Origin of the sequence: Georgenia ruanii (genome assembly GCF_009193175.1) — a bacterium.
GTDB lineage: Bacteria > Actinomycetota > Actinomycetes > Actinomycetales > Actinomycetaceae > Georgenia > Georgenia ruanii.
Map to the genome: position 1 here is coordinate 61379 of NZ_VUKE01000021.1, position 13898 is coordinate 75276.

Below are 13898 nucleotides of genomic sequence, written 5' to 3' on the forward strand. Positions count from 1 at the left end.
GGCCTGATGGCTCCGGGTCGGCGCGGGCGAAACCTGCTCCTGCGCCCGACCACGTGGGGCGTCCTGCTCCTCGCGCTGGCTCTGGGCGTGTTCGGCGCCGGCTGGTGGGTCTCGCTGGTGCCGTCGACCTACTCCGTCATGGACATGGGGTATCCCGACTACGGCGGCGGGTCCGCCGTCGGGCATGCGCACGCGCGGCCGCCGGCCACCCACCACGGGCAGGCGGCACCCCCGACGGCGGCCGAGGCGCCGGAGCCGGGCGCGGGGGCCCTCGGCGTCACCGACCTGACCGGCCCGCGCGACGGCGTCCCCGACGTCGCGGTGACCCTCACCGCCCGCGCGGAACGCTTCGCCCTCGCCTCCGGCGAGGAGGTGGACGGCTTCACGGTCAACGGCACCTCCCCCGGCCCCACGATCGAGGCGGTGCAGGGCGACCTGGTGGAGGTCACGCTCGTCAACGAGTCGGTGCGCGAGGGTGCGGCGCTGCACTGGCACGGGATCGCGGTGCCGAACGCCGAGGACGGCGTGGCGGGCGTGACCCAGGACGCCGTGCCGGTCCACGGGCGCCACACCTACCGGTTCGTCGCCCGCGACGCCGGGACGTACTGGTACCACTCGCACCAGGTCTCGCACGAGCAGGTCGTCGGCGGGCTCTTCGGCGCGGTGGTCGTGCACCCGAACGGGGTGGCGCCGTCCGCCGTGGTTACGGCCACGGCCACCTCCATGGGCACGACCACGATCACGACCACGACCGTGGCCACGACCGCTGCCGCGGCGCCGCGCGACCTGGTCCTGCCCGTGCACACCTACGACGGCGTCCGCACCGTCGCCGGGCGCTCGGGTCCCACCCGTCTCGCCGTGCCGGCCGGCACGCCGCTGCGGCTGCGCGTGCTCAACACCGACAGCGCGAACATGCGCGCGTGGCTCACCGGCGCCGCCTTCCGGGTGCTCGCCGTCGACGGCCGCGAGATCAACGCGCCGACCCCGGTCCACGGCGAGGCCGTGCACGTACCTGGCGGCGGCCGCGTCGACCTCGGTGTCGACGTCCCGGCCGGCGGCCTCATCCTCCACGTGGGCGGCCGGCCGACACTCAGCGTGGGCCCCGGCGAGCCGCCGACGGCGGAGCCGGGCACGGCGCCGACGCGGGAGCTGGACCTGCTCAGCTACGGCGCGCCCGCGCCGCTGCCGTTCGACGCCTCGGCCCCCGACCGCCGGTTCGAGTACGCGGTGGGACGGCGCATCGGGTTCGTCGACGGCCGGCCCGGCCTGTGGTGGACCATCAACGGGCACCTCTACCCGGACGTGCCCATGTTCATGGTGGAGCAGGGCGACGTGGTCGTCATGACGCTCCGGAACTCCTCCGGCACCGTCCACCCCATGCACCTGCACGGCCACCACGTCGTGGTCCTGAGCCGCAACGGCGTGCCCGCGACGGGCAGTCCCTGGTGGGCGGACACCCTCGACGTCGCGTCCGGGGACAGCTACGAGGTGGCCTTCGTCGCCGACAACCCCGGCATCTGGCTCGACCACTGCCACAACCTGCAGCACGCGAGCGACGGCATGGTCGCCCACCTCGCCTACGGCGGGGTCACGACGCCCTACGTCATCGGCGGCGACGCCGCGAACCACCCGGAGTGACCCTGGCTCGGGCGACCGACGTGCGGCTCGGGCGACCCACGTGCGGCTCGGGCGACCCACGTGCGGCGAGGCCCGCCGCCCCGGGAAGGGGCGACGGGCCTCGTCGTTGCTCAGCGGGTGCGACCCGCCGGCCGGCTCAGTGGCCGGTGAGCTTCTCGCGCAGGGCGGCCAGGGCCTCGTCGGAGGCCAGGGTGCCGTGCGCCTCGGCCGGGGCCGAGGTGTAGGAGGTCGGACCGGCGTGGCCGGCGCCCGGGGTGCCCGCCTCGGCGGCCTCGGCGTCGGCCTCGATGGCCGCCGCGACCTGCTTCTTGTGCGCCTCCCAGCGGGCGTGCGCCTGGGCGTACTCGTTCTCCCAGGCCTCGCGCTGGGTGTCGTAACCCTCGAGCCACTCGTTGGTCTCCGGGTCGAAGCCCTCGGGGTACTTGTAGTTGCCCTGCTCGTCGTACTCCGCGGCCATGCCGTACAGCGACGGGTCGAAGTCCTCGCTGCTGGGGTCGACGCCCTCGTTGGCCTGCTTGAGGGACAGGGAGATGCGGCGACGGTCGAGGTCGATGTCGATGACCTTGACGAACACCTCGTCGCCGACCTTGACGACCTGCTCGGGCACCTCGACGTGGCGCTGGGCCAGCTCGGAGATGTGCACCAGGCCCTCGATGCCGTCCTCGACGCGCACGAACGCGCCGAAGGGGACCAGCTTGGTGACCTTACCCGGCACGACCTGGCCGATGGCGTGGGTGCGGGCGAAGGCCTGCCACGGGTCTTCCTGGGTGGCCTTGAGGGACAGCGACACGCGCTCGCGGTCCATGTCCACGTCGAGGACCTCGACGGTGACCTCCTGGCCGACCTCGACGACCTCGTTCGGGTGGTCGATGTGCTTCCAGGACAGCTCGGAGACGTGCACGAGGCCGTCGACGCCGCCCAGGTCCACGAACGCACCGAAGTTGACGATCGAGGAGACCACGCCGTGGCGGACCTGGCCCTTCTGCAGGGTCTGCAGGAAGTGGCTGCGCACCTCGGACTGGGTCTGCTCGAGCCAGGCGCGGCGGGAGAGCACGACGTTGTTGCGGTTCTTGTCCAGCTCGATGATCTTCGCCTCGAGCTCACGGCCCACGTAGGGCTGGAGGTCGCGCACGCGCCGCATCTCGACCAGGGAGGCCGGGAGGAACCCGCGCAGGCCGATGTCGAGGATCAGGCCGCCCTTGACGACCTCGATGACGGTGCCGGTGACGACGCCGTCCTCCTCCTTGATCTTCTCGATCGTGCTCCAGGCGCGCTCGTACTGGGCGCGCTTCTTGGAGAGGAGGAGCCGGCCCTCCTTGTCCTCCTTCTGGAGGACGAGCGCCTCGATGTGGTCGCCGACCGAGACGACCTCGTCGGGGTTCACGTCGTGCTTGATGGAGAGCTCGCGCGAGAGGATGACGCCCTCGGTCTTGTAACCGATGTCGAGGAGGACCTCGTCCCGGTCGACCTTGACGATGGTGCCCTCGACGATGTCCCCGTCGTTGAAGTACTTGATGGTCTCGTCAACGGCGGCGAGGAAGTCCTCGGCCGAGCCGATGTCGTTGACGGCAACCTGGGGGGACGTCGGCTGCGTGGGCGTAGTGGTGGTCATTGAGGAATGGACTCCGATGCGGACAGGAAGTAGTGCGGACAGGGATGGGTCGTGCTTCAGTGCAGCAGCCGTGAAAGCATACGTGCGCCAAGGACGATCCTACCGAGCGGCTTCGCGGCCGGGCAACCGCCCCTCCCCCGCGCGGACGCGCCCTGCGTCACAGCGGCCGTGCCGCAGACTGGTCCCATGAGCGACGCCGACGGCCCCCTTCTCAGCGCCGGCTACCGCGACGTCGACGGCGCCGCGGCGGCCCGGGCCAACGCGGCCTGGTGGAGCGCCGCCTCGGGTGAGTACCTCGCCGAGCACGGCGCGTTCCTCGGGGACGCGGACTTCTGCTGGTGCCCCGAGGGGGTGCGCGAGGGCGAGGCCCACCTGCTGGGCCCGCTCGAACGGCTGCGCGGGCTGCGGGTGCTGGAGGTGGGCTGCGGGGCGGCGCAGTGCGCGCGGTGGCTGCGCGCCCGCGGGGTGGACGTGGTGGCCACCGACGTCGCCGCCGGGATGCTGGAGCGCGCCGCCGAGCTCGACGCCCTCACCGGGGTGGCCGTGCCGACGGTCCGCGCCGACGCCCGCGCCCTACCCTTCCCCGACGCCACGTTCGACGTCGCGTTCACCGCCTTCGGCGCGATCCCCTTCGTCCCGGACGCCGCGCGGGTGCACGCCGAGGTCGCCCGGGTGCTGCGCCCCGGCGGGCGGTGGGTCTGGTCGGTGACCCACCCGGTGCGCTGGGCCTTCCCCGACGACCCGACGACGCGCGGGCTGACGGCGAACCGGTCCTACTTCGACCGCACCCCCTACGCGGAGACCGGCGCGGAGGGGGCGCCGGTGTACGCCGAGTACCACCGCACCCTCGGCGACCACGTGCGCGACCTCGTCGCCGCCGGGTTCGTCCTCGACGACCTGCTCGAGCCCGAGTGGCCCGCCGGCAACACCAACGTCTGGGGCGGCTGGGGTCCCGAGCGCGGCGCCGTCCTGCCCGGCACGGCCATCTTCGTGACCCACCGGGCCTGACGACCCACGGCCGTCCGCGCGGCCCGGTGCCCGCTCCCGTCCGCGCGGCCCGTGGCCCGCTCCCGTCCGCGGGGCCCGTTGCCCGCGTCCCCGTCCGCGGGGTGGCAGGATCGACGCGTGAGGCCCTCGGTTTCGCCCTCGTGGGCGCCGGCGCCATCGGGCGCGTCTTCGCTGACGCGCTCGCGCGGGTCGACGACGCCGAGCTGCGGGTCGTCGTCACCCGCACGGAGGGCTCCGCCCGGGAGCTGGCCGCGGCGCACGCGGCCGCGTGGAGCACCGACCCCGGCCGTCTCGCGGCGGACGACATCGACGTCGTCGTCGTCGCGACGCCCTCGGGCACGCACGCCGACCTCGCCGTGCCGGCGCTCGAGGCCGGCAAGCACGTGCTGATCGAGAAGCCGCTCGACGTCAGCCTCGCCGCGGCGGACCGCATCATCGAGGCGGAACGCCGCACGGGCAACGTCGTCGCCGTCGTCTCCCAGCACCGCTTCGACCGGTCGAGCGAGAAGCTGGTTGCCGCCGCGCGCGGGGGTGGCCTGGGCCGGCTCACCTCGGCGACCGCGTCGTGCGCGTGGTGGCGCGGGCAGTCCTACTACGACTCCGGGGCGTGGCGCGGCACCTGGGCGCTGGACGGCGGCGGCGCGACCATGAACCAGGCGGTGCACGTCATCGACCTCCTGCTGGCCGTGATGGGCGAGCCCGTGGAGGTCTTCGCGTTCACGGGCACGCTCGCGCACGAGCGCCTCGAGGTCGAGGACACCGCCGTCGCCGCGCTGCGCTTCGCCTCCGGCGCGCTGGGCACCATCCACGCGACCACCGCCGCCTATCCCGGCGTCGAGGCCGCGCTCCGGGTCTTCGGCGACGCCGGCTCCGCCGCGATCGTCGACGACGAGCTGGCGTTCTGGCACGCGGCCGCGGGGCCGCGGCCCGAGGTCGCCATGGCGGAATCGGGCGCCGCGGCCAACCAGCTGACCGCCGCCGACCGGCTCGCGGCGGACGAGCGAGGCCTGGGCGCGTCCCACCGTCGCCAGCTCGCCGACCTCGTGCGGGTCGTGCGCGCCCGCCGGGCCGGGGACACGAGCGCCCGACCCCGGGTCGGCACGGCGGAGGGCCGGCTGACGCTGGCCACCGTGCTGGCGATGTACGAGTCGGCGCGGACCGGGCGGCCCGTCCGGCCGGCCTGACCGCCCGCCGCGCTCAGAGATTCTCGGCGTAGGCGCGGCGTACCAGCTCCGCGACCTCGCCGTCGACGTCGTCGACGGCGCCGAGGGCCACCCGCACCCGGATGGCCTCGTTGCCCACGCTGGGCGCCGCGGCGAGCCGGCCGCCGACCGGGTCGCCCAGCCGCAGCCCGAGGTCCACCCGGGACCGGGTGGACGGCTGGACCACCGCGAAGGTGCGCCGCGGCCCGACGAAGGACACGTACCCCTTGCGGGCCTGGACGTGGGTGCCCTCGAGCGACAGCGCGAGCAGCTCGACGGCGTCGTACACCGGGCGCAGGTGCTCCCGGTCGCCGTACTGCGCGTCGATGAGCTCCTCACCGGTGCGGGTGAAGAAGTCCGGGTAGCCGAACCGCTCGAAGACGAGCAGCATCTGGGCGTACCCGGTGACGCCCCGCGCGGCGAGGAAGGCGCGGAGCGCCGGCTCGTCGGTGACCCCGGCGGCGTCGATGCGCCGGTTCCACTCGGTGACGTCCGCCCCGCTGCGCGCGACGAGCCCGGCCATCCAGTCCTTCATCTCCGCCCAGGAACGCGCCCGTGCCACGCCGCGGCCCCTCAGTGGGCCGCGTCGCGCCAGGACCGGCCGGTCCCCACGGACACGTCGAGCGGGACCGACAGCTCGGCGGCCGAGCCCATCTGCTCGCGGACGAGCTCCTCCACCTGGGCGGCCTCGCCCGGGGCGACCTCGAGCACGAGCTCGTCGTGGACCTGCAGCAGGATCCGCGAGGTCAGCGCGGCGTCGTCGAGGGCGCGCTGGGTGTTGACCATGGCGACCTTGATGATGTCCGCCGCCGAGCCCTGGATGGGGGCGTTGAGCGCCATCCGCTCGGCCATGTCGCGGCGCTGCCGGTTGTCGCTGGTGAGGTCCGGCAGGTAGCGCCGCCGGCCCATGATCGTCTCGGTGTAGCCGGTCCGGCGGGCCTGGTCGACGACGCTGCGCAGGTAGTCCCGCACGCCGCCGAACCGCTGGAAGTAGCCCTCCATGAGGTCGCGGGCCTCGGCGACGTCGATCTTCAGCTGGCGGGAGAGCCCGAAGGCGCTCAGCCCGTAGGCCAGGCCGTAGCTCATCGCCTTGATCTTGCTGCGCTGGGCCGGGGTGACCTCGTCGGTGGGGACGCTGAAGACCCGGGACGCGACGAAGGAGTGCAGGTCCTCCCCCGAGCGGAAGGCCTCGATGAGCCCGTCATCGGCGGACAGGTGCGCCATGATGCGCATCTCGATCTGGGAGTAGTCCGCGGTCAGCAGGGTCTCGAACCCCTCCCCCACGACGAAGCCCTCGCGCACCCGCAGCCCGTCCTCGGTGCGCACCGGGATGTTCTGCAGGTTCGGATCGGTGGAGCTGAGCCGGCCGGTGGCGGCGATGGTCTGGTGGAAGGTGGTGTGGATGCGCCCGTCCGGGGAGACCGACCGCAGCAGCCCCTCGGCCGTCTGGCGCAGCCGGATCTGGTCACGGTGCTCGAGCAGGTGCTGGAGGAACGGGTGCTGCGTCTTGGTGTACAGGTCCGCCAGGGCGTCGGCGTCGGTGGTGTAGCCCGTCTTGGTCTTCTTCGTCTTCGGCATGTCGAGCTCGCCGAAGAGGACCTCCTGCAGCTGCTTCGGGCTGGAGAGGTTGACCTCGTGGCCGATCGCCTCGAACGCCTGGGACGCCGCCCGCTCCACCGCGTGGTCGAACCCGGCCTGCAGCTCCTCGAGGTTGGGCACGTCCGCGGCGATGCCGACCTTCTCCATCCGCTCGAGCACCCGCTGCACGGGCAGCTCGAGGGACTCCAGCAGGTCGGCCGCTCCCCGGTCGGCCAGCTCGGCGCGCAGCGCGGCGGTCAGCTCCACCACGGCGCTGGCCCGCACGCCGCCGCGGGTGTCGGCGGCCGCGCCGTCCAGGTCCAGCACGCCCTGGCCGCCGGGCTCGTCGTCGTCGCGCAGCTCGCGGCGCAGATGGCGGATGGTCAGGTCGGGCAGGGCGTAGCGGCGCTGGTCGGGGTGGCACAGGTAGGCGGCCAGGGCGGTGTCGAAGACGACGCCGTCCAGCCGCAGCCCGCGCCCGTCGAGGGCGTGCCAGGCGAACTTCGCCTCGTGCAGCGACTTCGGCTGCGCCGGGTCCGCCAGCCAGGCGGCCAGCACCTGCTCCTCCTCGGCGGGCACGGTGGTCAGGTCGATGCCGACGGCGTGGCCCTCGCCGTCGGCGACGGCCACCGCCCAGGCGTCCCCGGTGCCTTGCGCGGCGCTGCCGGTGACGTCGACGCCGAGCACGGTGCCGCGCCGGGCCTCGAGCCACGGGCCCAGCCCGCCGGGCAGCCGGTCCAGCGGCACGACGTCGACGTCGAGCCCCTCGGCGGGCTCGGTGGTCTCCTCCTCGGGCAGGGTCTCGAACAGGCGCTGGCGCAGCGTGTCGAACTCCAGGGCGTCGAAGACCCGGTGCACCTCCTCGCGGTCGAGCGGACGGCGGGCGAGATCGTCGACGGCGAGGGGCAGCTCCAGGTCGGTGAGCAGCCGGTTGAGGCGGCGGTTGCGCAGCACCAGGTCGAGGCTGTCGCGCAGGTTCTGCCCCGCCTTGCCGCCGATGAGGTCGACGTTGGCGATCACGCTCTCGAGGCCGTCGTACTGGTTGATCCACTTCGCGGCGGTCTTCGGGCCCACGCCGGGCACGCCGGGCAGGTTGTCGCTGGTCTCGCCGACGAGCGCGGCGAGGTCGGGGTAGCGCGCCGGCCCCACGCCGTACTTCTCGAGCACGGCCTCGGGGGTCATCCGGGACAGCGTGGACACGCCGCGGACCGGGTAGAGCACGGTGACCTGGTCGGTGACGAGCTGGAAGGTGTCGCGGTCCCCGGAGCAGATGAGCACCTCGAGGCCGTCGGCCTCGGCCTGGGAGGCGAGGGTCGCGAGGATGTCGTCGGCCTCGTAGTTGTCCTTCTCGAGCACCGGCACGTTCATCGCGTGGAGGATCTCCTGGATGAGCGGGACCTGGCCCTTGAACGGCTGGGGCGTGGCGTCCCGGGTGCCCTTGTACTCGGCGTACTCCTCGGTGCGGAAGGTCTGGTCCGACACGTCGAAGGCGACCGCCAGGTGCGTGGGCCGCTCGTCGGCGAGCAGCTTGATGAGCATCGACAAGAACCCGTAGACGGCGTTGGTGACCTGGCCGGTCTTCGTCGAGAAGTTCTCGGCGGGCAGCGCGTAGAAGGCCCGGAAGGCCATCGAGTGGCCGTCGATGAGGAGAAGGCGCGGCGGCTGGCTGTCGGTCTGGCTCTCGGTCACGACAGACACCCTAAGTGCCCGCACCGACACCGAGCCGCACGGGGTGGTGGAAAGGACGGCGCCGGCGCCCGGTGTGGCGAAGGTGACGGCCCGGGCACATGGCGCGGGAGGGAGGAGCCGGGCGCGCGACATCGCACGGACGAGCCGGGCCGTGGCGCGGGAAGGACGGCCCGGGCGCGTGCGCCGGGCGGGGGCAGGCCCGCACCGGTGCCACCCTGGTGCCATGACCGACGACACGCTCCTTGCCCGCCTGCGGGCCCGTATCCCCGGCACCCTCATCGAGCGGCTCGGCATCGAGCTGCTCGAGGCTGCCCCCGGCCACGTGGTGGGCCGCATGCCGGTGGCCGGCAACACCACCCCCGCCGGCCTGCTGCACGGCGGCGCCTCCGCGGCACTCGCCGAGACCCTGGGCTCCCTGGCCGCCACGATCCACGCCGGGCCGGGACGCGCCGCCGTCGGCACCGAGATCAACGCCACCCACCACCGCGGCGGGCGGGACGGGCACGTGACCGGCACGGCGCGCGCCCTGCACGAGGGGCGGCGCACCGCCAGCTACGAGATCGCCATCGTCGACGACGCCGGCCGCCGGGTGTGCACCGCCCGGCTGAGCTGCATGTTCGTCGAGGACGGCGCGCGGTCGACGTCGGCGCCGACGCCATAGCCGGCAGGAGCGGCTGACCGGCGCGCTCCGGGCACGGTCAGCGCGGGTGGCGACGCCGGCGCCGCCACCGACCGCCGCGTCCGGACCCGCCGAGGCGGCGTCGCCCCTCGTCCGGGCCACGGCAGCGTGTGTGGCGAACGTCACATCCGTGTCCCCGGTGTCCTCTAGGCTCACCACCACTCGGGCGGCCGAAACCCGAGCGAGCCGACAGGACGGAGGCCCCCGGTGACATCCGGTGCCGCTCCCCCCCGCGCCCGCCGCACAACCCCTGCCCTGTTCCTCGCGCTCCTCGTCGCCGCGATCCTCGGCCTGGCCCAGCTCGGGTGGGCGGGCCCGGCGGCCGCCGCCCCGGGAGCCGGGTGCACCCCGGACGGCGCCACCGGCTGCCTGGGCGGGACCATCCGCACCGCCGCCGGCCAGCCGGCCGTCGGCGTCGTCCTGAAGATCGAGGGCGCGGGGGACACCGTCGAGGCGACCACCGACGACGCCGGCCGGTGGGCGGCCGCGGTCACCGCCGCCGGGCAGTACACCGTCACCCTGGCCCCGGCGACGCTGCCGGCCGGGGAGACCCTGCGCGACCCGGCCAACAACCCGCGCACCGTCACGGTCGACCTGGGCAGCAGCGCCGGGGCCCTGTTCCCGCTCGGCGGGGCGGGGGGCGGCGTGGCGCCGCCGTCACCGACGGCCACGGCGACCGGGACCGGCGGCGGGGCGGAGCCGACGACCGAGGCGGGCACCGCGGGCGGCGAGGCCGACGTCTCCGCCGAGAGCGCCGCCGCCACCGGCGACCTCACCGCCGAGCGGGTCGCCCAGCTCGTCGTCAGCGGGCTGATCTTCGGCCTCCTGCTCGCCCTGGCCTCGGTGGGGCTGTCCGTCATCTACGGCACCACCGGGCTGAGCAACTTCGCCCACGGCGAGCAGGTGACCCTCGGTGCCCTGCTCGCCTACCTGTTCGCCCAGCCGCTGGGGCTGCCGCTGCCGGTCGCCGGGGCCCTCGCCGTCCTCGGGGGGCTGGTGTCCGGCTACCTGCAGGACCGGGCGATCTGGACCCCGCTGCGCCACCGCGGGGTGGGCCTGACCCAGCAGATCATCGTCACCATCGGCTTCGCCCTCGCCCTGCAATACGCGTTCAACCTCTTCGCGGGCGGCGGGGTGCTGCGCATCGTCACCTCCAACCCGCACGTCCTCCAGCTCGGCCCGGTCCGGCTGACCGTCCAGTCCGCCGTCTCGGTGCTCATCGCCGTGCTGGTCCTGGCGGGCGTGGGGTACGTGCTCACGAGCACCCGGATCGGCCGCGCCACCCGCGCCGTGGCCGACAACGCCGCGCTGGCCGCGGCCTCCGGGATCGCTGTGGACCGCATCATCCGGCTCGTGTGGACCACCGGGACCGGGCTGGCCGCGCTGGGCGGGGTGCTCCTCGGGCTCTACCTCAGCGCCACCCGGTGGAACATGGGCACCGCGCTGCTGCTGCTGATGTTCGCCGCCGTCACCCTCGGCGGGCTCGGCACCGCGTTCGGCGCGCTCGTCGGCTCGCTGGTCATCGGTCTCGTCGTGGAGCTGTCGACGCTGTTCATCCCGAGCGACATGCGCTACGCCGCGGCCCTCGTCATCCTCATCCTCGTCCTGCTGCTGCGCCCGCAGGGCATCCTCGGCCGCGCCGCCCGGGTCGGGTAACGGAAGGGCTGCTCATGGACTGGACGAACCTCCTCACCAACGTCACCGGCGAGCTCTTCGCGCCCACGACGGCGGCGTTCGCGCTGGCCGCCATCGGCCTCAACGTGCACTTCGGCCTCACCGGCCTGCTCAACATGGGGCAGGCCGGCTTCATGCTGCTCGGCGCGTACGGCTTCGCGATCTCCACCATCGCCGGCTGGCCGCTGTGGGCCGCCGTCCTCGTCGCCGTCGTCTGCGCCGTGGCGTTCGCCGTCGTCCTGGGCATCCCGACGCTGAAGCTGCGCGGGGACTACCTGGCCATCGTCACCATCGCCGCCGCCGAGATCGTCCGCATCATCGGCCGGTCGACGGCCCTGTCGGACCTCACCGGCGCGTCCAACGGCCTGCTGGGCAACTCGTTCAAGCACACCTTCCAGGACGCCTCCCCCTTCCCCGACGGCACCTTCGCGCTGGGGCCGTTCAGCTACGCGCTCAACGCCTCCAACAGCTGGTGGCTGCGGCTGGTCGCGTGGGTCGTCGTCGCCCTCGCGTGCCTGCTCGTGTGGCGGCTGATGACGAGCCCGTGGGGCCGGGTGCTCAAGGGGATCCGGGAGGACGAGGACGCCGTGCGCTCCCTGGGCAAGAACGCCTTCGCCTACAAGATGCAGGCCCTCGTGCTCGGCGGGGTCCTCGGCGCGATGGCCGGCATCCTCTTCGTCCTGCCCCGGGCCGTCCAGCCCGACGCCATGGGCCGGCCCACGACGTTCTGGGTCTGGACCATCCTGCTGCTGGGCGGCGCCGCGACCGTGTTCGGCCCGATCCTCGGCTCGATGCTGTTCTGGTCGGCTCTCATGCTCATCAAGTCCGTCATGCGCCAGGTGGTGCCCCCGAGCTTCATGTCGGTCGCGGAGATCGAGGCGTTCGGCTGGATCGTGGTGGGGGTCACCCTCATGCTGCTCATCATCTTCCGACCACAGGGGATCCTCGGGGACAAGAAGGAGCTGGCGATCGATGCCCGTTGAGACCACCACCACGGCCGCATCCGCCCCCGCGCCGGACCTCGCCGGCGCCGCGCACGTCCCCGGCGCCCCCAAGGCGGACCCGATCCTCGTCGCCGACGACGTCACCCGGGCGTTCGGGGGCATCACGGCGGTCGACGTCGCCCACCTCGAGGTGCCCCGGCACGCCATCACCGCCCTCATCGGGCCCAACGGGGCGGGCAAGACCACATTCTTCAACGTCCTCACCGGCTTCGATCGGGCCGACTCCGGCCGGTGGAGCTTCGACGGGCAGCCCGCCGACCGGCTCGGCGCCGCCCGCGCCGCCCGGGCCGGCATGGTGCGCACCTTCCAGCTGACCAAGGCCCTCAACCGCATGACGGTGCTGGAGAACATGCGGCTGGGGGCGGCCGGCCAGCCGGGCGAGAACCTCGCCGTCGCGCTCCTGGGGCCGCTGTGGCGGGGGCGCGAGCGCGAGATCACCGACAAGGCGATGACGCTGCTGGAGCGATTCCGGCTGGACGCCAAGAAGGACGACTTCGCCGGCAGCCTCTCCGGCGGGCAACGCAAGCTCCTCGAGATGGCCCGGGCGCTGATGAGCGACCCGAAGCTGATCATGCTCGACGAGCCCATGGCCGGCGTGAACCCGGCCCTGACCCAGTCCCTGCTCGGGCACATCCGCCAGCTGCGCGACGAGGGCATGACGGTGCTGTTCGTCGAGCACGACATGCACATGGTCCGCCACATCTCGGACTGGGTGGTCGTCATGGCCGAGGGCCGCCTCGTGGCCGAGGGCCCGGCCCGCACGGTCATGCACGAGGAGGCCGTGGTCGACGCCTACCTCGGCGCCCACCACGACACCGACCTCGGCGACGACGCGCTGCTCGAGGACTGAGGAGGCCCGATGACCACCACCGTCAGCGCGACCGACCCGCACGCCGGCGCGCCGGCCGGCGAGCCGCTGCTGCTCGCCGACGACCTCGTCGCCGGCTACCTGCCCGGCGTGGACATCCTGCGCGGGTGCAGCCTGGCCCTGCACCCGGGCGAGCTGGTGGGCATCATCGGCCCCAACGGCGCCGGCAAGTCGACCCTGCTCAAGGCGCTGTTCGGGCTCGTGCACGTGCGGTCGGGGTCCGTCACCCTGGCCGGGGAGGCCATCACCAACCGGCGCGCGGACGCCCTCGTGCGCCGGGGCGTGGGGTTCGTCCCGCAGAACAACAACGTCTTCCCCACCCTCACCATCGAGGAGAACCTGCAGATGGGGGTCTTCCAGGCCCCCCGGCGCTTCACCGAGCGGTTCGAGCGGATCGTCGAGATCTTCCCCACCCTCGGTGAGCGGCGGAAGCAGCGCGCCGGCTCGCTCTCTGGCGGGGAGCGGCAGATGGTCGCGATGGGGCGGGCGCTGATGATGGACCCCCAGGTGCTCCTCCTCGACGAGCCGTCGGCCGGCCTCTCCCCCGTCCGGCAGGACGAGACGTTCCTGCGCACGCGCAAGATCAACCGCGCGGGCGTCTCCATCGTCATCGTCGAGCAGAACGCCCGGCGCTGCCTGCAGATCTGCGACCGCGCCTATGTGCTCGACCAGGGGACCAATGCCTACTCCGGGCGGGGCCGGGGCCTCATGGACGACCCCAAGGTGGTCGAGCTGTACCTGGGCACCCTGGCGGCCGACGTCGACCGGGCCGGCGCCGAGGGCGCCGGCGCGTGATCGGGCGGGGCACGGGCGTCTGACCCCTGATCCACCGGTGTGGTGAGCGTGGCGTAGAACGAGAGAGCCCTTCTGGGCAGGGAAGATCTTGATTGCGACGTCGAGATCCGACCACCCAGAAGGGCACCTCGTAAGTGAAACCCTCTCACAT

Annotated in this window: 11 protein-coding genes; 8 read left to right on the top strand and 3 right to left on the bottom strand. The window is 73.6% G+C overall.

Features of this window, described 5'->3' with window-relative positions; translation table 11 throughout:
- Window positions 1-6: 6 nt before the first annotated feature.
- Window positions 7-1638 (top strand): multicopper oxidase family protein, encoded by a 1632-nt coding sequence (locus GD880_RS17480; RefSeq protein ID WP_152232889.1) that lies wholly within the window; start codon window positions 7-9, stop codon window positions 1636-1638.
- Window positions 1639-1774: 136 nt separating this feature from the next.
- Here GD880_RS17480 and rpsA read toward each other — a convergent pair whose 3' ends face one another.
- A complete protein-coding gene (gene rpsA, locus GD880_RS17485; protein ID WP_152232890.1) occupies window positions 1775-3250 on the bottom strand; it encodes a 30S ribosomal protein S1 in 1476 nt (491 codons plus the stop codon).
- 186 nt (window positions 3251-3436) lie between these two features.
- Here rpsA and GD880_RS17490 point away from each other — a divergent pair, with 186 nt between their 5' ends.
- A complete protein-coding gene (locus GD880_RS17490; RefSeq protein WP_152232891.1) occupies window positions 3437-4258 on the top strand; it encodes a class I SAM-dependent methyltransferase in 822 nt (273 codons plus the stop codon).
- A 101-nt stretch (window positions 4259-4359) separates the two neighbouring features.
- Window positions 4360-5442 (top strand): Gfo/Idh/MocA family protein, encoded by a 1083-nt coding sequence (locus GD880_RS17495; protein WP_226909785.1) that lies wholly within the window; start codon window positions 4360-4362, stop codon window positions 5440-5442.
- A gap of 13 nt (window positions 5443-5455) precedes the next feature.
- Here the strand turns inward: GD880_RS17495 and GD880_RS17500 are convergent, their stop codons facing one another.
- Window positions 5456-6022, bottom strand: a complete 567-nt coding sequence (locus tag GD880_RS17500; RefSeq protein WP_152232892.1) for a DUF5655 domain-containing protein — start codon at window positions 6020-6022, stop codon at window positions 5456-5458.
- Between the two features lie 11 nt (window positions 6023-6033).
- The gene (gene polA / locus GD880_RS17505) at window positions 6034-8727 is read right to left on the bottom strand and encodes a DNA polymerase I (RefSeq protein WP_226909786.1); all 2694 of its coding nucleotides are present in this window, start codon (window positions 8725-8727) and stop codon (window positions 6034-6036) included.
- A 223-nt stretch (window positions 8728-8950) separates the two neighbouring features.
- On the opposite strand from polA, the gene GD880_RS17510 reads away from it, so the two are divergent.
- The 5 genes from GD880_RS17510 (at window position 8951) to GD880_RS17530 (ending at window position 13747) form a co-directional block, all read left to right on the top strand.
- Window positions 8951-9388 carry a hotdog fold thioesterase gene (locus GD880_RS17510; protein ID WP_152232894.1) on the top strand — a complete coding sequence of 146 codons (438 nt, stop codon included), beginning with the start codon at window positions 8951-8953 and terminating at the stop codon, window positions 9386-9388.
- A gap of 225 nt (window positions 9389-9613) precedes the next feature.
- Window positions 9614-11062: a branched-chain amino acid ABC transporter permease gene (locus GD880_RS17515; RefSeq protein WP_152232895.1), complete on the top strand. Its 1449-nt coding sequence runs from the start codon at window positions 9614-9616 to the stop codon at window positions 11060-11062.
- Window positions 11063-11076: 14 nt separating this feature from the next.
- Window positions 11077-12063: a branched-chain amino acid ABC transporter permease gene (locus tag GD880_RS17520; protein ID WP_152232896.1), complete on the top strand. Its 987-nt coding sequence runs from the start codon at window positions 11077-11079 to the stop codon at window positions 12061-12063.
- Window positions 12053-12934, top strand: coding sequence for an ABC transporter ATP-binding protein (locus GD880_RS17525; protein ID WP_152232897.1), 882 nt, complete (start codon window positions 12053-12055; stop codon window positions 12932-12934). Before GD880_RS17520 ends, GD880_RS17525 begins: the two co-directional genes overlap by 11 nt.
- Before the next feature lie 9 nt (window positions 12935-12943).
- Window positions 12944-13747: an ABC transporter ATP-binding protein gene (locus tag GD880_RS17530; RefSeq protein WP_152232898.1), complete on the top strand. Its 804-nt coding sequence runs from the start codon at window positions 12944-12946 to the stop codon at window positions 13745-13747.
- Window positions 13748-13898 lie beyond the last annotated feature (151 nt).

Coding starts and splice junctions, on each gene's coding strand:
- GD880_RS17480 (WP_152232889.1), top strand. CDS start 7: ATGGCTCCGGGTCGGCGCGGGCGAAACCTGCTCCTGCGCCCGACCACG.
- rpsA (WP_152232890.1), bottom strand. CDS start 3,250: ATGACCACCACTACGCCCACGCAGCCGACGTCCCCCCAGGTTGCCGTC.
- GD880_RS17490 (WP_152232891.1), top strand. CDS start 3,437: ATGAGCGACGCCGACGGCCCCCTTCTCAGCGCCGGCTACCGCGACGTC.
- GD880_RS17510 (WP_152232894.1), top strand. CDS start 8,951: ATGACCGACGACACGCTCCTTGCCCGCCTGCGGGCCCGTATCCCCGGC.
- GD880_RS17520 (WP_152232896.1), top strand. CDS start 11,077: ATGGACTGGACGAACCTCCTCACCAACGTCACCGGCGAGCTCTTCGCG.
- GD880_RS17525 (WP_152232897.1), top strand. CDS start 12,053: ATGCCCGTTGAGACCACCACCACGGCCGCATCCGCCCCCGCGCCGGAC.
- GD880_RS17530 (WP_152232898.1), top strand. CDS start 12,944: ATGACCACCACCGTCAGCGCGACCGACCCGCACGCCGGCGCGCCGGCC.